Source organism: Gimesia chilikensis (genome assembly GCF_008329715.1).
GTDB classification, from domain to species: Bacteria; Planctomycetota; Planctomycetia; order Planctomycetales; family Planctomycetaceae; genus Gimesia; species Gimesia chilikensis.
This window is the reverse complement of record NZ_VTSR01000032.1, coordinates 37,057-56,789: the sequence shown is the minus strand read 5'-3', so window position 1 is coordinate 56,789 and position 19,733 is coordinate 37,057. Positions and strand designations below refer to the sequence as shown.

Annotated in this window: 18 protein-coding genes; 6 read left to right on the top strand and 12 right to left on the bottom strand. The window is 53.0% G+C overall.

Annotated features, from left to right (window positions below; genetic code table 11):
* Positions 1–15 precede the first annotated feature (15 nt).
* On the top strand, positions 16–2,181 hold the full coding sequence (locus tag FYZ48_RS25205; RefSeq protein ID WP_149345300.1) for a G8 domain-containing protein: 2,166 nt from the start codon (positions 16–18) through the stop codon (positions 2,179–2,181).
* 65 nt (positions 2,182–2,246) lie between these two features.
* Here FYZ48_RS25205 and FYZ48_RS25200 read toward each other — a convergent pair whose 3' ends face one another.
* From FYZ48_RS25200 to FYZ48_RS25175, 6 genes are all read right to left on the bottom strand, one after another.
* Positions 2,247–7,586: a CheR family methyltransferase gene (locus FYZ48_RS25200; RefSeq protein ID WP_187782212.1), complete on the bottom strand. Its 5,340-nt coding sequence runs from the start codon at positions 7,584–7,586 to the stop codon at positions 2,247–2,249.
* Positions 7,587–7,911: 325 nt separating this feature from the next.
* On the bottom strand, positions 7,912–8,496 hold the full coding sequence (locus tag FYZ48_RS25195; protein WP_149345298.1) for a c-type heme family protein: 585 nt from the start codon (positions 8,494–8,496) through the stop codon (positions 7,912–7,914).
* A gap of 308 nt (positions 8,497–8,804) precedes the next feature.
* Positions 8,805–9,392: a c-type heme family protein gene (locus FYZ48_RS25190; RefSeq protein WP_242022767.1), complete on the bottom strand. Its 588-nt coding sequence runs from the start codon at positions 9,390–9,392 to the stop codon at positions 8,805–8,807.
* Positions 9,393–9,421: 29 nt separating this feature from the next.
* Positions 9,422–9,934 carry a DUF488 family protein, N3 subclade gene (locus tag FYZ48_RS25185; RefSeq protein WP_145038870.1) on the bottom strand — a complete coding sequence of 171 codons (513 nt, stop codon included), beginning with the start codon at positions 9,932–9,934 and terminating at the stop codon, positions 9,422–9,424.
* A gap of 13 nt (positions 9,935–9,947) precedes the next feature.
* On the bottom strand, positions 9,948–10,364 hold the full coding sequence (locus tag FYZ48_RS25180; protein WP_149345296.1) for a PAS domain S-box protein: 417 nt from the start codon (positions 10,362–10,364) through the stop codon (positions 9,948–9,950).
* 46 nt (positions 10,365–10,410) lie between these two features.
* Positions 10,411–10,830 (bottom strand): RrF2 family transcriptional regulator, encoded by a 420-nt coding sequence (locus FYZ48_RS25175; protein WP_145038866.1) that lies wholly within the window; start codon positions 10,828–10,830, stop codon positions 10,411–10,413.
* Between the two features lie 217 nt (positions 10,831–11,047).
* On the opposite strand from FYZ48_RS25175, the gene FYZ48_RS25170 reads away from it, so the two are divergent.
* Complete coding sequence (locus FYZ48_RS25170; protein ID WP_149345295.1) at positions 11,048–11,332, top strand: hypothetical protein; 285 nt, start codon at positions 11,048–11,050, stop codon at positions 11,330–11,332.
* 118 nt (positions 11,333–11,450) lie between these two features.
* Here FYZ48_RS25170 and FYZ48_RS25165 read toward each other — a convergent pair whose 3' ends face one another.
* The 4 genes from FYZ48_RS25165 to FYZ48_RS29355 form a co-directional block, all read right to left on the bottom strand.
* Positions 11,451–11,858, bottom strand: a complete 408-nt coding sequence (locus FYZ48_RS25165) for a GreA/GreB family elongation factor (RefSeq protein ID WP_149345294.1) — start codon at positions 11,856–11,858, stop codon at positions 11,451–11,453.
* Between the two features lie 289 nt (positions 11,859–12,147).
* Positions 12,148–13,548, bottom strand: coding sequence for a sigma-54-dependent transcriptional regulator (locus FYZ48_RS25160; RefSeq protein WP_149345293.1), 1,401 nt, complete (start codon positions 13,546–13,548; stop codon positions 12,148–12,150).
* A 68-nt stretch (positions 13,549–13,616) separates the two neighbouring features.
* The gene (locus FYZ48_RS25155; protein WP_149345292.1) at positions 13,617–14,780 is read right to left on the bottom strand and encodes a two-component system sensor histidine kinase NtrB; all 1,164 of its coding nucleotides are present in this window, start codon (positions 14,778–14,780) and stop codon (positions 13,617–13,619) included.
* Positions 14,781–14,912: 132 nt separating this feature from the next.
* Positions 14,913–15,062 (bottom strand): hypothetical protein, encoded by a 150-nt coding sequence (locus FYZ48_RS29355; RefSeq protein ID WP_187782211.1) that lies wholly within the window; start codon positions 15,060–15,062, stop codon positions 14,913–14,915.
* Positions 15,063–15,528: 466 nt separating this feature from the next.
* Between FYZ48_RS29355 and FYZ48_RS25150 the strand changes: the two genes are divergently transcribed.
* The 4 genes from FYZ48_RS25150 to FYZ48_RS25135 all read left to right on the top strand — a co-directional run bounded on the left by FYZ48_RS25150 (position 15,529) and on the right by FYZ48_RS25135 (position 17,264).
* Entirely contained in the window at positions 15,529–15,840 is a 312-nt protein-coding gene (locus FYZ48_RS25150) for a hypothetical protein (RefSeq protein WP_149345291.1), read from the top strand.
* Positions 15,809–16,324 (top strand): hemerythrin domain-containing protein, encoded by a 516-nt coding sequence (locus tag FYZ48_RS25145; protein WP_149345290.1) that lies wholly within the window; start codon positions 15,809–15,811, stop codon positions 16,322–16,324. The genes FYZ48_RS25150 and FYZ48_RS25145 overlap by 32 nt, the downstream gene beginning before the upstream one ends.
* Before the next feature lie 79 nt (positions 16,325–16,403).
* Positions 16,404–16,772 carry a hypothetical protein gene (locus tag FYZ48_RS25140; protein ID WP_149345289.1) on the top strand — a complete coding sequence of 123 codons (369 nt, stop codon included), beginning with the start codon at positions 16,404–16,406 and terminating at the stop codon, positions 16,770–16,772.
* 123 nt (positions 16,773–16,895) lie between these two features.
* Entirely contained in the window at positions 16,896–17,264 is a 369-nt protein-coding gene (locus FYZ48_RS25135; protein ID WP_149345288.1) for an STAS domain-containing protein, read from the top strand.
* Here the strand turns inward: FYZ48_RS25135 and FYZ48_RS25130 are convergent.
* Entirely contained in the window at positions 17,261–18,109 is an 849-nt protein-coding gene (locus FYZ48_RS25130) for a PP2C family protein-serine/threonine phosphatase (protein ID WP_149345287.1), read from the bottom strand. The two genes, FYZ48_RS25135 and FYZ48_RS25130, sit on opposite strands and share 4 nt — an antisense overlap.
* 133 nt (positions 18,110–18,242) lie before the next feature.
* Complete coding sequence (locus tag FYZ48_RS25125) at positions 18,243–19,598, bottom strand: APC family permease (RefSeq protein WP_149345286.1); 1,356 nt, start codon at positions 19,596–19,598, stop codon at positions 18,243–18,245.
* Positions 19,599–19,733: the final 135 nt, after the last annotated feature.

Below are 19,733 nucleotides of genomic sequence, written 5' to 3'. Positions count from 1 at the left end.
TTAAGAAGAGATTCCATGCATCATTTCCCATCAAATCTGCTCGTGCATTTCCTCGCTGGACTTGCCTGTCTGGTCACCGGAGCTGCGCCCCTGCTGGCACATGAAACGCATAACCATGCAGAAATGAAAGTCATTCATTCCGCTCAAAGCGGGCCATGGTCCTCTCCTGAAACCTGGCAGGGAGGCAAAGTCCCTGGCGCGGGTGCCCAGGTCTTAATTCAGCGTGATCACCAGATCGTCTATGATGTGGATTCGAAGGACGTCATTCGTGGCATCCAGATCTCGGGAACACTCAAATTCGCCTCCGATCGCAATACCCGACTCGAAGTCGGACTGATTCGGATCGAAGACCTCGATCACTACTGTGAAGAAGGCTTTGATTGTCAGATGGTCGTTGAGTCGGACGGAAAGAACGCGAAGAACGCATTTTCGTTCGCGCGTCCTGCCCCCACCCTCGAAGTGGGACGTCCTGATTCCCCCATTCCCGCGAAACATACGGCCCTCATCCGCCTGCACTACATTGAGGGCATGAACAAAGACACCTGCCCGGCCATCATTTGCTGCGGCGGTCGCATGGATATTCATGGTGCTCCCCTGGAACGTACCTGGGTCAAGCTCCCTTATCAGACTGCCAAAGTGGGTGAAGCACGGGTCGTGATGCCGTATCCCCTTCCCGGCTGGAAAGTCGGAGACCGCATCATTCTTTCGGGCACCACCAGACAGTTTGGCTACATTGGCACCCGGCACCGCAAATCAGGCGACGACAACAGTGTTGCGGATAACCCCACGACGGAAGAAAGAGTCATCACCAGAATGCGGCACTGGGGCGGCTTTGACTCGAAGTTGCAGATCGTCAGCTTCGATAAACCGCTGGAGTTTGATCACCTGGGAAGTGGTGAATACCGGGCCGAAGTGGCTAATCTATCCCGTAACGTGATTGTCGAATCAGCCGACCCGGAAGGGATTCGCGGACACACGATGTATCACGCCGATTCCAAGGGCAGCATCAGCTATGCCGAGTTTCGTCATCTGGGGAAAAAAGACACGCTCGGAAAATACCCCATCCACTATCACCTCGTCGGCGATTCCATGCGTGGCAGCAGTCTGACGGGGCTCTCGGTCTGGGACAGTCATAACCGCTGGATCACGGTCCACGGAACCCAGTACCTCGTGGTCAAGGATTGCGTCGGTTACAAAAGTGTCGGCCATGGATTTTTCCTGGAAGACGGAACCGAAGTTTATAATATCTTTGACCGCAATCTGGCCGTCCAGGCGCTGGGCGGTAAACCACTTCCCAAGCAGGTGCTGCCTTACGATTTAAACCTGGGCTCCGGGTTCTGGTGGGCTAACAGCCTGAACACCTTCACCAGAAATGTCGCCGCCGAATGTGATGAAGACGGGTTCCGTTTTGAAGTGGTCGAACGGAAAGACTTCAACCCGACCCTGCCCATCCTGCAAAAAGATGGTTCCATGAAGGAAGTCGATATTCGCACTCTGCCCTTCGTTCGCTTCGATGGAAACGAAGCACACTGCCAGCGACTGTTTGCCATCAACCTCGGCGGTTTTGCCGGGGGAAGATTCAACAAGGAAGACAGTGATGTCGAAGGCATCGGTCCCGACTACCAGCATCCGTTCCTGTTGCGGAATACCAAAGTCTGGGATTCGCACTGGGCCTTCCACTGCGGGACTCCCTGTGTTCGCATTGAAGATTTCGACTTGCACGATTGTGCTTATGGATTATGGCGTTGTGTCATGCACCGACATGAGTACCGTCGTTTGAATTTTTCGGAAGTCAACACCACCGTCTTCTTCCCGCGTGCCGCCGGCGACTCCGACTATGCGTACTCGCTCAAAGATTACTTTGACCTGGAACCCATTGACGATTTGCCCCCCGTGACGGTCATCACTCATATTGAACCGCAGCAATCCGGGCAAGTCCTGGTTCGCGGCGTCACCTCAGATAATTACGATGTGAAACAGGTCAAGGTGAATGAGCAACCGGTGCGTCCCACAGCAGCCAACTTCCAGGAGTGGGAAATCGTCCTGCCTGTTCCCGAGTCCGGCAACCTGCGACTCGTCACCTCAGCAGAAGACATGAAGGGAAATCAGGAAATGCTGCCGCACCAGGTGAATTATTCCCAACAGAGCAGTCTTACCAATCATCTGCTCAGCGAAAAGTAAACCAGACAGCGACTGGCGCTGATTATCGATCAGCGCCAGCCTGTGAATCAGTGTTGTGCAACACACTAAGTGTCTCGCTCATCGCTCCGCGTTGATGAGGTTGTCTGCTGCGTCAATCGGGAGACCATTTCAAACAGCTCTCTGGCATCAATAGGTTTGCTCAGGTAGTCATCGCAGCCCAGTTCCAGGCAGCGTTTCATGTCCCCCTGCATTGCATCGGCAGTCAGTGCAACAATCGGTTTGCGATAGCCGATTTCACGCAGGCGGGCCGCCGTCTGATATCCGTCCATCCGGGGCATCTGCATATCCAGTAAGATCAAGTCTGCGGTGGATTCTGTCTGCAACTGCTGCTCGATTAATTCCACAGCCTGCAGACCATCTTCCGCGAATTCGGTCTCAGCGCCGGCTCGTTGCAGCAGCAGTTTCGCCAGATGACGCACGTCGCGTTGATCATCGACAATCAGAATTCGGCAGTTTAACTGGCAGGTATCCAGGATGCTGACCGGCTCTGGTGCATCCGTTTTCAGCTCAGGTTGAATAAGTTTCTGATTATCACCTGGAGGTAGCTGGATGGCACAGGTAAACGTACTCCCCTCTCCCGGCTGGCTCGTTACGGAAATGATCCCGTTCAGCATATGAGCCAGTCGCTGGCTGATGGCCAGCCCCAGACCGGTTCCCCCATATTTTCGCGAAACGGAAATGTCCCCCTGGGTAAACATCTGAAAGAGACGCGCCTGCTGTTTGACCGACATGCCGATACCGGTATCAATAACAGATATTGTCAGGGTCGCATCCTCCGCACCACCCTGGTAGTCAATCACAACGCGTACACTTCCCTGCTCTGTGAATTTGATTGCATTACTGATCAGATTCAGCAGGATTTGTCGTAGCCGCTTGGGGTCACTCTCCAGGTATTCCGGAATTTCATTGTTGAACTCAATGTAAAACTCCAGGTTCTTTTCGCTGGCTCGAACCCGCATCATCGCACGTACATCAGAGATCAGATCCAGCAGAGAGAACGATTCCCGCACGACCTCCAGTTTACCGGCTTCAATTTTCGACAGGTCCAGAATGTCGTTGATGATGTCCAGCAGAAAACTGCCATTGCGTTTGATGCTTTGTAGATAACTGGCTTTCTCCTGATCCTGTTCCATCCCGATCAACAGGTCCGTATACCCCAGAACCGAAGTCATCGGCGTGCGGATTTCATGACTCATATTCGCGAGGAAAGCACTTTTGGCAACACTGGCCTGCTTGGCCTGTTGTTCGCTTTTCCGCAGTGTTTCTTCTACCTCGCGTTCCTGGGTAAAGTCCCAGTTGAGGCCGAAGATCTGCATCACATTACCCTGCTGATCCCGGAAAATTTCACCCACACCAGCCACCCAGCGGATCTGACCGTCAGGACGGATGATACGGAACGTGGTGTCGTAGTGCTTGACACCCGAAATTGCGTCTCCCCAGGCCTGCTGTAAACCGGGTAAATCGTCCTCATGCACACAGGAGAAAAACGTTTCCGGACAGGCTGTAGTGCTCCGCGGAACCCCCAGCAGTTCATAGAGTTCATCAGACCAGAAACTTTCTTCGGGTCGCCATTCCCAGGCTGCCAGGCCCCCGGCCTTAAGCGCCATCAGCAACCGCTTTTCATTGGACTCCAGTTCCTGCTGCATTTGTTTCTGACGGGAGATGTCAAAATTCATACCCACCCAGCGCAGCACCTCCCCCTCTGCATTGAGCTGGGGAACCGCCCGCACTGAAGTCCAGCACCAGCCGCCGTCGCGATGACTCAAACGGTACTCACAAGCCAGAGGCTCCCGCTTTTCAAAAGCGGTCTGCCATTGATTGAGTGTCCGTTCCCGATCATCAGGATGAATTGCATCTACCCAGCCTTTGCCTTTCCATTCCTCATAGGTCTGGCCGGTAAACTCACGCCAGGAAGGGGAATCTTCCTCAGTTTTTGCATCCGGAGTCATCGTCCAGACCATGTGTGCCGACGCTTCAACCAGTGCCTGGGCACGACCTTCCGTGTCTCGCAGGGTTGCCTCCTGCTGACGTCGCTGACTGATGTCTCTCAGGCAGATCGTGAAAAAATGTTTTGACTTTTCGAGCTGCGTCACACTGATTGCCAGCTCGGCCGGAAACTCCGTTCCCGTTTTATGCAGGAAAGGCAGTTCCAGGTGGCGACCGACCAGTTCGGATCGTCCCGTCTCCAGAAACGTTTGCATCTCTTCCCGATAGCGTGGTCGAAACTCCTCGGGCAAAATCAGGTCGCACAGGGACTGGCCAAGCACCTCTTCCTCTGAATAACCAAATGTTTTCTCTGCAGCAGGATTGAAGTCCTGAATGCGGCCCTCAGCATCCATCGTCATGATGCAATCGATGGCCGACGATAACACGGCATTTTTCTGCGCGATTTCATCGTACAGCCGATTCTGTATCTGGCAGCGGCTGACAAACGATCCGATCTCATGACCAATCGAATTGAACATATTCAGCAGCAGTGGATCGGGTTGCAGTTGCTCTGTCGTATAAAACTCCATGACGCCCAGGCAAGTTCGATCTGAAATCACGGGAATGGCAATTCCACTGGACAGCCCACTCTTGCGCGCGATTTCATTCCGGTTAAACCACACCAGGTTATGAATGTCCTCACACCATTCCGGCTGCAGACTCTCCCAGGTACGACCGGGAAACCCCTCTCCACGAGCAAACTGAATCTCCTGGTTGCTGTTGAGAAATTTACGGTATTTTTTGGTGTTGGTCACCACGCTGGTTTCCAGGCAGAGGCGTTCCTGTGCAGGGTCTGTCAGCCAGAGCAGTCCTACACTGGCCTGCAGGCACTTGCGGATGGTCTCCAGAATCGAGGTATCGATTTTTGCTAAGGAATCCACATCGGACAGGAGTTGCGTAATCGCGTGCTCGGTTTCCAGACGGATTTCTGCCAGCTTGAATTCCGTCACATCCATAAAGGTGACGATCATCCCATCAAACACCCCTTCACTTTCATACGGGAGCACGCGACGCAGCAGCCACTTCCCGCTTTTCAGCTGCAGTTCATCCTCAAAAGGCAGGCTTTTTCGATCAATACTTTCTATGGAAGGAAGTTTGGGCATCCGTTTGGCGAGGTGCGTGAGATCCGTCAGTGGCCGTCCGAGATCAGATTGATTCAGGTTATAGATTTCGATTGCAGAGGGAGTAAAGCTTTTGATCTGCAATTCACGATCCAGGAAGATGGTCGCAATGCGGGTGCCGTTCATCAGGTTTTCCAGATCCGCCTGGGCGCGTCCCAGCGCATCCATACTGACCTGGATTTCCTCTTTGGAAGTTTCCAGTTCCTCATTGGCAGACTGAAGTTCCTCGTTGATCGACAACAACTCTTCGTTCGATGATTTCAATTCTTCATTCGAACCTTCCAGTTCCTGAATGCTGTTTTCCAGCTCAGTTTGTGTCCGCTCCAGTTCCACCTCCAGTTGTTCGATCACAGACTCCGCATCGATTGTTCCCGCATTAGACTCTTCTGGTAGCGAGGTCTGCTGCAATATTGAACCGAGATCTTCAAATGCCACCAGAAACAGGGCCGATCCCTGGCTGACTTCCGACAGCGGATGCACCACCAGCCGTGCCCGCCGCAGATCTTCCCCCATTTTGAATGTCAACGTATCAACGATCACCTTCTCGCGCGATTTGTTCGCTTGCGATAACGCCGAACGCAACCCGCTCCGCAAGCCGGAACGCGTCATCTTGATCAGATTGTTATGAAAGCTCCCTTCCGGAAATTCCAGAAACTGTTCAATGCCTGCTGATGTGGTCAGGAGATTCGCATCTTCATTCACCACCGCGTATCGGGGAGAATACTCGGCCAGGAGGATTTGCTGAGCGATACCGGACAACTCCGCCAGTGGCACTTCCCGGTTGTCTTGTTTGACAGCGGGATTCCGATAGCGATTCGGCGTATATTTTAAAGCAGAGGCTCTCACCGGAACGGATTTTCGCTGGGAGATACAATGTTTCTTATCCAGCGGACGAAACATTTCCGAGTGCATCTCCAGGTTCTCGGAAGGTCCGAGCAACAGGTAGCCATTCTGCTTCAAGGCAAAATGGAATACCGAGACCAGCTTCTGCTGCAGATGAGTATCCAGGTAAATCAGCAGGTTGCGACAGGAAATCAAATCCAGTTGTGAGAAAGGAGGGTCACTGATGAGATTATGCGTAGAGAAGACACATAAATCCCGGATTTCCTTCTTCACCCGGTAATGTTTCCCTTTTCTGCCGAAAAAACGCGACAGCCGCTCTGGGGAGACATGCGCTTCAATGGTTCTCGAATACACGGCCTCCCGCGCTATTTGTAAAGCCCGTTCATCGATATCAGTCGCAAAGACATGCATCTCCACGTCCAGCGCCGTTCGTTCGCGTGCTTCATACAGCAGGATTGCCAGCGAGTACGCTTCCTCTCCGGTGGCACAGCCAGGAACCCACACCCGAATCGGCACATCAGCGTCCCGGTTTTCAAACAGCTGGGGGAGATAGTCGCGGGCCAGCACGGCAAATGTTTCCGGATCTCGAAAGAAGGAAGTGACGCTGATCAGCAGCTCACGAAACAGCGCCTGCACTTCTTCTCGATTCTCCTCGAGATGCTCCAGATACCGACTGACATCAGGGAGACGCGAAATCTGAATCCGACGGACAATCCGGCGAATCAGGGTTCCCGTTTTATAATGATGGAAATCGTGATCCGTCTCCTGCAGTAACAGGTTACAGATGTCTGGCAGCCGTGCCTCCACCTGTTTTTGCAGGTTGGGCTCCCCCTGGTGAGGCGCGCGGTCCAGTTTCAGACTGGAGAGACAAGCCTTCAATTCCACAGGCATTTGTTCCGGCTGCAGCACATAGTCCGCCTTCCCCGCAGTGATCGCAGTGGCAGGCATTTCAGTATGCCGGGCAGAATCCGGATCCTGTACCATCGTCAGGCCGCCGGCCTCCTGAATCGCATGCAGGCCCTCGGTCCCATCGTTGTCTGTTCCCGATAACAGGATGCCTACGGAATTCTGCTGCAGATGATCCGCGAGTGACTGAAACGAAGGCGTAATTACCGGCGTCCCCTGACCTGCCTGTGGCACCGCCCTGACAGTAAACTCTGTTTCAGCATTGAATGTGAAACTGGAGTGTGGGGGGACAATAAAAACATGATCCGGCTGCAGACGCGTATCCTGCTCAATCAGTGAGACAGGTAGCGGAGAGAGCTTGTGCATCGTTTGCAGCAGTGTATCAGCCCCTTCCGGGAGCATATGCTGAATCAGCACAATCGCATAACCGGGGGTTGAGTTGATTGTGGAAAAGAAGCTGCGCAGGGCTTCCTGCCCACCGGCAGAAGCACCGATGCCCACTACGATCAGAGGAGCGTTTTCTTGCACGTGTTTTTGATCCATAAATTCCGGCTTACAGGCCCGTAACAAACAGCAGTTGTTTCATACATTGCACAGGAATTCATCGATTCATGTTCGAATGCTCAAAGCGGTTTTATCAGGTTATTGCAGCTACTCCGGAGAGACAGGCGTAAAGAATGCAGATTGAAATAGTGGAATCAGTTTCGCTTTGAAGATCTCCACTAATGCATACTCTACATCTGTCAGCGCAAGGATTCAAGAACTTAGCAGGTGCTTCACCAGCAGTGCGACACACTGACTTACCTCGGGACGTTTTTGTCCGAATCATTGAGCCAGGTCATCGGCAACCGGTTTATTTCTGCTGCGTCTTAACCGGGATAGAAATGATCAAGCCTGCGAAGCGATCTTTGGTATTCTTTTTTCCAAACCCGAGATGGCAGGTCAGACAGCCATGGTTCATTAATGAAATGGCACCAGCCCGCTGGTAGACGCCGTTCTCGATTCGTTCGTAAGCCCCTTTCCCGGCTGCGATCTCCCGGGCCGCCTGTTTTTCGAATTCCGTTTCCGGTTCGTGATCGACACTCATGGCGTTGGCATTCACGGCAATCCACCGGGCTTTGATATTTTCATCCGCTGCCAGGTCGGCAAACATCCGCTCCATCACACGCGCCGGCACCGGCGCCGTCGCACTGTTGAAATAACTCCGGTGCATCGCGTCCAGCGTAGCCGAGTAAAAGCGGTGAGCCAGTCGGGCACGCTCACGCGCCTCGGGAAGTGACAGTTGAGGAGCCGTTTCTTCTGAGTCGTCTGGCTTTCCTTCCGTCGGGGAGTCACTCTGTTTCGCCTGCTCCTTCGCGGGAGGCTGGGCCAACGTAACCACGGCCAGGGGACAGGCACTCAACATCACAACAACCAGACAGTTTCGTATTGCTCTCATCGTTCTCTGCCTCCTGGTAAGTCACTGCACATGAAGTGCGTCTCAGCGAAAATCTTAAACCATGTCGAACATGCGGAATCACTTGTCACGAGTGGATAAAAAAAAGACCCGCCCAATAAGTTAAGCGCCAGTCATTGGGCGGGCCCGTTACTCCGGGACTATGCGAAAAACCGAAGCAACTAACCGTGAAGGCTGACGTGAATTTAAATTAACCTTGTTTACAAATCAAGTTTGGTGCCCTTAATCCGCAGGGATTCGCGGGGATTGTCTCAACTACGTTTCATCGCCTTTGACATCCCTCGACAATCTCATTTCGCTCTCTCCGCTACCTTGAGGGGCATCGAGATAACCAGCCCGGCCACCCGCGCCTCGTTACTTTTTCGCATCGGCAGATGACATTTCAGGCACTGTGAAGCCAGCCGAATGCTTCCCGTAAACTGATACTCTTTGTCGGTGACCTGTTCAAATTCGGACTTCCCAGACGAGAGCACTTTAACCGCCTTTTTCTCAAATTCCGTCCGCGGTTCATTGTCGACATTCATCGCCCGGGCATTCACAGCCAGCCAGCGCACCTTGATGCCCTGGCTCCGCGCCAGTTCCTTAAACACATCTTCCAGCGAATGCGAGGGGATCACCCGGCTCTCTTCTTCCTCGAAGAAGTCCCGATGGATTACCTGTAGCGCACCATGCACGGTTTCATGTAAGATGCGTGCCCGGACCCGGGCCTCAACGGCGGTTGTCGGATAATGCATCTGTCTCGGCGGATCCGCTTTCTGCTGAGATTCTTCCGCAGGCACCTCTTCCAGCAGCAGTGCCAGACTGGAAAGTACTACCGCCAGAATGGCCCCCTGCAGTATAAATCCCAGTTCTGCCCGTTCTCGTCGTCCTGCGTTCATTACACTTTCCCATCTCATCATCTGAGCACTTAAAAATCACCGGGAAGTAAATCGACAATCGCCTTCCAGCTCGACTCGTCCGGCATCATCCAGGTTTTATGTTTGGTAAACCACAATCCCCCCAACGCAAGGATCTGCTCCCTGACTGGCTTTGTATAACCGCCAATCATCAGGCCTGATTCCCAACGCCGCTGGCACTCCAGTTCAATTACAAACCCTTCCAAAACGGTGGCAATGTTCTGCTTCAGAGTCCCCTGTTGATAAACCAGGTTCAGCTGACTCTTCTGCGCCATTTGCCTTAATCTCTCACATTTCGAAGTCTGTTCTCTTAGCTGTAATCTGAATAGTCGGGCAAATTCATACCACCTGTCGGGAGTTAACGCATACCAGTCCAGTAATCTGCGCTGTGGTACAATCTCGGAAAACCAGTGCAGTTCTTTCTCACCCCATTCCGGGGGAACACTATCTTCGACCCAGACAAATTCTCCTTCTGTATTCGTGCCTATTTGATTAATGTGGACTGACTGCAGCCTGAAATTCATGACAGACTGCCCTCTACGTTGTCTCTTCTTCGCGAATGATAGCACCAATCTGTCTGATCTGCCCCTGAGCACCACGCACGATCCCGACAGTCAATGCACCCGGAAACCGGCTTTGATCCTTTCTTAACATGGGTACCCTGATAACAGAACTGCCCAATCGTGTCTGATTGGTACGCATGGCTTCTTTAAAGCCCGCCCAGTGCGCTGCACGAGACTCCGTTGGAATGATCAGATCCAACGTCTCCCCCAACGCTTCTTCGTCTGTATAACCAAAAAGTCGTTCTGCCCCCGGATTCCATAACACAAACCGGCCTTCGCGATCCACACTGACAACGGCATCGCCTACAGATTCAATCAGTGCCTGTAAATGGACTTCGAGCTGTGCTCCCTCCACTGTGTCCGGCAGAGGCTTATTCGAAAGGTGCTTCATGCTTCATATTCCTGTCGGCCGATTTCAAACCAGCGTCCCGGGGGATTCAGGTCACCTGTTTCAGTTGTCTACGGGAAGGCGCCACATCTGCCAGGGTCACACTGTTGAGATACTCTCGTTGCAGCCGTTCCGCTTCCGCCAGCACGCCCTTCAATTTACAGAAAGGCTGGATCACACAGACTCCCTCAGTTCCCACACACTCCAGCAGATGCAGGTTCCCTTCAAAGCGTTCGATGACTTCACCCAGTCGAATCTCGTCCAAAGGTACCGCCAGTTCGATCCCACCTCCCAGGCCCCGCACACTGCGAATGTAACCAAAGCGGGATAACTGGTTGACGACCTTCGCCACATGATTGGCTGAAATGTCAAACAGGGCCGCGACCTCTGCTACAGTCGCCCGATCATCGCGTGAAGCGAGATACATCAGCGTTCGCAACGCATAGTCGGTTTGGATGGTAAGTTGCATGATTCAACCTCTGACTTAAACATGTATAAGTGATGCATCTTTTGCCAAATATAGACCCCGGGGTCCCCTTTGTCAATCAAAACCAGCAGCGCGAAGAATTTCGTGTTCACCTCACAAAAAACCGATTTTGCTGTTCTGGCCCGCGATTTGCTTCTCTCATGTAATTGAGATTTGTTGTTTTCGACCCACGAATGTCCCTGATGAAGGAGGGCTGAACATGCTGATGAAATCAAATCATGAAACCCGTTCCCGCCAGAAAATCAGGCGCCACACACAGGGTTCGTTTGAGAGGCTGAGTGCTTCACGGATTACACCTTACGTGGAAACTCCCGCGACGCGAATGTCACGCAGCGTAGAAGAACCAGACTCGTATCGGGCAGAATCGTTCATGGTCATCAGGCTGATCCTGATCCTGGTACTGTTGGGAATCACACCCTTAGTCCTGTTCCTGCTGTCCTTACAACTGTACCCGGATTTGCTGCATATTGATATCACACCTTAAGCCGTGATCTGCTTTGGGAAGGGGCTGTCAACGCGACGAGGAGCGCTCGTCAATCGCGGTTGACAGCCCTTACCATTTCAGGCTGGTTTTGAATTCAACGGAAATACAGCCAGGGCTTTCAGGAAGGAACCCGCGCCCGTTCCGGCTGAAAAACAATCTCTTTAATCCGCATGCGGCTGGCGTTCCCGCTCACCACATCGCCTGTTTTACAGCCTAATATAGCAGTCCCAATCGGCGTCAGAATCGACAGCCTTCCGCTGGCGATATTAGCCTGGTCCGGATAGACGAGCACATAAGTCTCATCTTCATTGATATCCAGATCGACCAGGGTGACCTTGGAATTCATCGTCACCACATCGGGGCTGATTTCTTCAGGATCGACAATGGCCGCAGCCTCCAGTTCACTCCGTAAACCGGTCAGGTACGGCTTATTCCCAATTGCCTGGGTGTACTCGCTGTTTAACAGTCGCGAGAGTTTATAATAATCATTCCTCGTGATTACGATCTGTTTCTGTTTTAAATTCATCTTCCTTTTCCTGACTTCAAATCAATCAGTCGATACTCGTATTCCATCGGTAATTCGCATCATCCAGTCGCGTGGACTGTAGATCTCTTAGAGCAAGTTTCAGGCCAGTACCGCATAGCGGCAATCGGTTCCGTGCCGGGGGCGCTGATTCGACATCGATTGATCTATAGACTGCCGGTTTTTCTGGAATTGGCACTTAAGAAAACGGGACCATGGGGTGTGAACGGAGACTGACAGGTGTCGCCCCGGGTTGACAGTCTCAGAAAGGGACCCACGCCGCCCGCAAATTTTACGAGCGAAAATCAGCCGCAGAAATATCGTGCTTGTTCAGCAGTTTATGCAGCCCCTGTCGCGAGAGACCGGCCTGCTGCGCTGCCTGTGAGATATTCCCCTCATGCTTTTCCAGTAAAGCGGTCAGGTACTGATACTCGGCGTTTTCAATGGCCTCATCCCGAGAGCCCTCGGCTACGTTACTGGAATCGTGCTGGAGATCCGCCGGCGGGTTAAGGAGTGATTCAGGAAGCTCGGTCTTTTCAATTGTCTCCCCACGTGTCAACGCGACGGCACGTTCGATAACATTCTTCAACTCCCGAATATTTCCCGGCCAGGAGTATTCCCGCAGCGACTCCAGGGTTTCCGGGGCGAACTGCAACTCGCGACCACTTTTCTTCAGGGTCAGTTGCAGAAAATGTTCGGCCAGTAAGACGACGTCATCTTCCCGATCACGCAGAGGAGGCAGTTCGATATGAATCACTCCCAGTCGATAATACAGATCGCCGCGAAAACGACCGGCACTCACTTCCGTTTCCAGGTTCCGATTGGTCGCACAGACGAATCGTGTATCGATCTGCACGGCCTGACTTTTTCCGACTGGCGTAAAACGGGATTCCTGAATCGCCCGTAACAGCTTGGACTGCGACGCAGCCGGCAACTCACCGATTTCATCAAAGAACGCCGTCCCCTTGTCGGCCAGTTTCAGCAAGCCTTCCTGGTCGTTCACCGCGCCGGTAAAGGCCCCTTTCACATGACCAAACAGCACCGATTCGAACAGGGATTCCGGAATCGCCGTGCAATCAATGACCTGAAAGTTTTCCTTACTGCGCAGACTGTGCTCATGAATGGTCTGCGCGACTACCTCTTTTCCGGTCCCGCTCTCGCCGGTTATCAATACGTTGACATCAGTCTCGGCGATGCGATCAACGATATCCAGAATTTCCATGAGCGGCGCACTCGCACCGACGATATTCGGAAATCGTTTCGCTAATTCACTCTGTTCGCGGGCAGAGATATTCTCGCTCCGCTGGAAAACACGACTCGGAATGGCCAGCGCCCTTCTGACGCTCGCCAGCAGATCTTCATATTTCACCGGCTTCAACAGGTAGTCGGTGATTCCCAGGCGGATACTTTCAATGGCGGACGGCATCGAGGGGACGCCGGTCACAACGATCAGTGGAATGTGCGGCCAGTTACTGCGTCCCTGGTGCAGCAGTTCCAGCTTGAGATTGCCCGGCATATTCAAGTCAGACAGAATAAGATCGAAGGGCTCTGCTTCCAGTTTTTCAATCGCGGCCCCCGCATTGGAAACACAAACACAGTCAAATCCGGCTTTGCGCAGCAACTGCCCGGTCGTTTTCAGATACAGCGGTTCGTCGTCTGCAATCAGGATTCGCGGGGGCTGCTTTTCACTCATGAATGTCTTCTCTTCGTCTGTTGCACTTCAGGATCAGATCAATGGAACTCAGACAGCAACGCTTTACGTTAACGATTCCCGGGAGGATCTGCTACCGGGAAGTTCGCCGTAAACACAGCCCCCTCTCCCGGCTGACTGGCCACTTCGATAGTGCCTCCCATCGCCTCGATCAGACTTCGTGACACCGACAACCCCAGGCCCATGCCCTGCTTGGAATCTCCAACTTTAGTCGTAAAGAAAGGATCGAAGATCTGCGGCAGATCGCTCGGCTGAATCCCCTCCCCCTGATCGATCACCGCCACACTGACAGTAGCATCACCGGCCCCCACTTCTAAACGGACAGCACTTCCTTCCGGGGACGCCTGGATTGCATTCTGTATCAGGTTCAACAGGATCTGCTTGACTTCCCCTTCAGGCAGCGTCACCTGGATCTCTTCCCGATTCGATTCGCAGTTTATCGCGACACCGGCTTTCGCAGCCGCGGGTTGCGAGAGACAGACAACGTCCTCAATCGCACGCGACAGTGAAAACGTCGTCGCATCATGTGAACTGGGGCGATACAGCTGATACATCTGATGGGTAATCGAACTGATCCGTTCAATTTCACTGTCGATCAGTTCCAGCAGTTCGTAATGTTCGTTATCGGGAGCGAGATCAGCTTTGAACAGCGCGAACGCGTTGCGGATCCCCGCCAGGGGATTGTTGACTTCGTGCGCCACGCCAGCGGCCAGTTGACCCAGCGCAGCCAGCTTTTCCATTTTCCGACGATGAATTTCCAGCTGTGTAATCCGGGCGGTCCGCTCCTGCACAAGCTGCTCCAGATGCGCTGCATGCAGCCGCAACTGCTCTTTTAACTCGTGTCGTTCCGTGATATCGCGGATGCTGGTACGGAAACCGAGGTGTGTTCCCGAATCGTTATAGATCGGCTGCCAGGAAACAGCCGTCCACAGACTGCGTCCGTCGCGATGCGCCGTACGGAATTCGATATCATTTCCGATATCTCCCTGTTGTGCCGCGGTCAGAATCTCTGTGATGCGTGAACGGTCTTCTTCCGCGACCAGCGGTAGCGGGTAGTCCGGCATCACCAGACATTCCTCGGGCGTGTAGCCGGTCATACGTTCAACGGTCGCATTGACCCACAGCAGACGCCCATCCGGGGCATGCCAGCTTTCCCAGTCATAGGTGTAATTGGCAATCGCTCGAAAACAATCTGCACTGAATTCGCCGGACATGAAGCCTCGCCGCCTGTTCTGATGGATGTCTATCTCGGGTGAAGTACAAAATCCCCGACAGGGAATGATCTTCAAAGCTCATTCCATTTTAACCGGCGGCGGGCAATTGAATAGAGACGATTCGATCAGATTCTACGTCAGTGCCTGCAACAGGATCGCGAGCAGAATCACCAGGAAGAGGATCACCTGCCCTAATACATCCTCCCGATCCGCCTGTGCAGGCAACCGTGGAGGGTTGAATGGAACCAGCCGAGGAGTCTGTTTGTTTAATAAATTGCGCATTGCGGTGCCCTTTCGTAATGGAAACCATGAGGCACCTCGAGGTGTTTACCGGACTAGAGAAAGCAAACAGCATGCCAGTTGGTCTACGGTGAGTTCTGTTCCTGATGCACTCATCACTTAGGACTGATGCGATCTCCAAGAGGCTTTGAAAAGTGTCAGCCGTATGCGACGCTGTCACCTGCAGTTCACATCCGGTCTCCCTTGAAACGCATCTCCGGCAAGTCGGTATTCCTGTTGCCGGGTTTGGCATGCGCTTTGCCTTTCTTCTCCTGCGGCAGATCAATTTTTAAGGAGGATCACCATGGTGTGCCGTCTGGATGAGCGAGAGACAGGCTTGTACTGGGGCCTGATTCTAACCTGCGGCGCACCATGGTCTGTTTTGCCTGAAGGCAGCAACCATCAACGTGGGGTGACACTGTCAACGGCAGTTGACAGGCCGCCCCTCACTCAAGCGAACGGGAATGACATGTCAAACAATGGATTGGCGACGGATTCCATCACACTGACGAAATCAAGACTGGCTGAACTGCTGAAAGACACACAATTTCTGCAGCTCACCTGCCAACAGGATCGGGAACGGATCTCGATCACGGGACACCTCAAGACGTATTACGCGTTGCAGCTTTTATTAACGGCAATCAGTCTGCAGCACTCCGGTCCGGATTCTGCCGCGATTGCTCTGCATGTCACTGTTGGTGCAGCACAGACTCAATTCGAGACACACTTTTCTAAACGGGAATATAATCATGATCAGCAACTCTCGTCAGGTCACTGTTAATGCTGCTTTTCTCAAAGAGATCAAAGAGGATAACCTCAGGCTCTACAATCTCATGGAAAATCTGCGTACTTTCTGGCTGGTTCCTGATCCATTGGCACTCAAACCGGAATGGTTCAGCGTGCTCATCAACGAACTGAGAGACCAACTGGCGATGCATTTCGCCTTGGAAGCCACCTTCGGCTATTTCGATCATGCAGACCAGGTTGACGTCCTCACCGCTGCTGAGTCACAGCGGCTGAGAGATCAGCATGAAGATTTATACCTGGAAATCGCATCGATCGCCGAGCAGGTTGAAGAGGCGTTATACCCGGAATGGAATCAAACCACTTACGCGGCACAGATCGAACGTTTTGATCAGTTCTATCAGAAGTTTCAGCAACACGAATCGGCAGAATTCGATCTGATTATGTCAGCTTCCTACGAAAATTTTAAGCGGATGTATCATTCAGGCGTTTCCAGTAAAGCATACTCGGCGCGCTGGTGACAGAACTCCTGATCCACTGCAGCACCGAGAATCACTTCAATCGTTGAAACCGTTGTTCTCTTTCCCAAAGGATTTTCCAATGAGAAACTATGATTTTGAATGTGTCGCCACACAGATCAACTGTGGTCCCGGAACCAGAGAGTACATCGAACGCGAATGGGACAAGGCCGTCAATCGCGTCGAAAACTGGATCAAAACGGTCCGCATCTGCATTACAGATATCAACGGCCCCAAAGGAGGCATCAATCAGCGGTGCCGCATTGTCATGCAGACCCGACTCGGCGCGCCGATTGTCGTGCAGGAAACCCGCGAACGACTCTCATCGGCCATCAATGTTGCCATCAGGCGGTCCGTGCATACTTTAAAACGGAAAATTTCTAAAAAACGTGATCAGAAAAAACAGCCTGTGCACATTGAGACACAACAGGACGAAGAAGGATTGAGTTAAATCAAAGTTATCCGTCTCACTGATTGAAATCCGGAAAGTGAATGGGCTATGATAGAACATTCACTTCTCTGGATTTTTTAATTGTTATATCGTTAGTGGGCCAGTGGAGATTGAGCTCAAATCATGTCTGATAAGTTTGAAATTTTCGAGGTAGAAGTCATTGCCCCGAATCTGATTGTGATTCCCCAGGGATCGGCCCTGCAGTTCCTGTATAACAACATCCAGATTGAATCCAATAAAATCCTGACCCTGCTGAACGCGCCCGAAATCTCCAATGTGATCATCGATCTCAATCGCGTGGAATATCTGGATTCGATCATCATCAGCTGTCTCACCCGTCTCCTGCAACAGGCGAAACAGTCCGGCGGTGAGGCTGTCTTCTGTAACGCCTGCGATAACATGCAGTACATTCTCCAGAGTATCAAACTGGGAACGCTCTGGCCGCTGTTCGACACCCGCGAAGAAGCCATCATGAGCCTCAGCTCGAATTAAGCCTTTTCTTTCCTGCGGAAGTAATGTTTCAACGCCCGAAACGGGGCTGCCAGATTATCGTAAAACGAAACACGCTCAGTGTTGCGCTGGAACAGCATTAAAGAGATGTCATCCGCAGCATTGATCCGCTCCTGGTCCGGATCCAGCCGCTGAAGCAGTTCCGGAATCAGACGCTCGGGCTGACTGCAGTCGAGCTCTGAGAGCAGCCGCAGCAGCCCCGCTTCCCCCAGCAGGCTCCCATCCGCCTGTTTGAACTCCAGCAATCCGTCTGTGAAACAGAGCATCAGATCTTCACGCCCCAGCTTGCAGGACTGATTCGAATAACTTTGTTCAACCGTGATCCCCAGGGGAAAGTTTCGCTCGACTTCGGAAGCCCCCTGTTCGCTGCCAAACGAAATCCACCTTTTGCGCTGTGCCTGGTAGATCAGGGGGCTCGGATGACCGGCGTTGCAGATCGTGAGTGTCCGGGTGGGAGCGAAGAAAGTCCCAATCACAGCGGTCGCGAAAGCGCCCGTTCGAGATTCGGATTCGAAATCATCATTGATGGCTTCAACCAGGGAAGCCTGATTGATCCGGTTGATGTGGCGGCGCATCAGATTCCGCAGCACATTGGCCCGGGCCGCGACCACTTCTCCATGACCGCTCACATCGGCCAGCAGCAGTCGCGTAATCCTGCCGGAAGAACAGGATGAAACATAATACACGTCCCCACCCGATCGGGACGCAGCATGCGGCTGACTGTAGACCCAGAGATCGAGCCCCGTGGTCGTCAGTTTACGATCCACGCTCTGATTTCCACCCCAGACTTCCATACACTGCATTCGCCCCGCTTGGGCAATCGCCATCACAGTCGACCTTTTCAGCTGAGAGAGAGAGACATCATTTCGGTGAATACACACTTAGCTGTGCATTTATAGAACCGGACGACAGTCTGACCACTGTTCAAATCTGACATCAGCAGAACTTAGACAGTCAGCTTCAGGGTTGTGGAGGCTGCTGAACGTCCTCAGCCAGAGCCTCTTCCATTTCGGGTGAAGTGAGCAGGTCAGCTTTCGGGCGATAGATGCGCGTCAGCACATACGCCACGGCGCCAATCGCGAATGTAATCGCGGTTCCCAGCAGCTGCCAGGGATTGAAACTGACCATAATTCCCGCAGCGATGAGGGTACAGAGAATAAACACCAGGGGAATCAGATTCGAATAATGCGCGAGCGGCTTCGTACGCACACCTGACAGAAACAGGCAGCATACCGAACCGGCGGCAGAGATTGACAGGGTCAGTCCCAGATAAGACAACAGTCCCTGCAGACTGGAGATTAAGACGAGGAGCACAGCCAGTGCGACCTGCAATAGAATCGCCCGGCCAGGGCTGCCCCCCTGCATTCGGATAAATCCAGGTAACAGACCATCATCCGCCATCTTGGCGTAAACCCGGGGTGCGGTCATGATCATGCTGAAGACCGAGGTCAATAAGCAGGTGACGATGGTCCAGCGCACGAAACTCGCGAAAGCGCCCCCCCCGATGAATTCCGCCGCAATGGTCGCCACATCCGCCTGAGCTTTAATCGCCTCGGGCGGCGGTGCATACACGAAAACTGCGTTCAACAACAGATAGAGCACCATCACAATCCCGGTGCCGGCAACCATCGCCCGAGGAATCGTACGATTCGCGGCTTCGACTTCATCCGCCACATAGACCGCGGCATTGAAACCCGAATAACTCAAAGAAATCCAGACCAGAGATCCAGCGAACGCACTGACCAGCGCCCAGCCGGTCAAGTCGACGGTCGGCGCAGAGACGCCCGGCATCGTCTCACTGGAGAACTGAGCTGCAGCAAACAAAAGAATGGCGGACAGCAGCACCAGTTTGAGCACCACGACCGAATTCTGTACCAACGCTCCCAGTCGTGGATTCCTGCCATGAAACAGACCGGCCAGTAAAATCGAACAGACCGCCAGAGTCCCTGCCGGCATCCATCCGGGACGCGTGTCTTCCGGCAGGACATACGCTTCCAGCGCGGTCGCAGCAAACGCGATCGCCCCGGAAAAGCCTGCAATCAACGACACCCAGCCCGCGATGAACCCCAGTAACGGATGCGCGGCTCGTGACAGAAACAGATATTCGCCCCCCGATTCCGGCATGGCTTTAATCAGCTGCCCATAACTGAAAGCACCCGTGATCGCAATCAATCCCCCCGCTACCCAGGCGAGAACCACCAGTCCAGGCGATCCCAGATCCATGAGCGAGAAACCGGAGGTCGTAAAGACCCCTGCTCCAATCATATTCGCAATGACCAGAAAGGTCAGTGTCCAGAAACCGTATCTCTTCGTCATCAACTCGCAAGGCTCCCCAGGAAATCAATCAGGGTTTCAGCAGAAGCAGTACTTCCTGTCACTTCTGGTTTGTCATGCGAAATTCTACACGCCTCGGGAGCAGATAATAACTGACGAATCGAAAATAGATCGAAA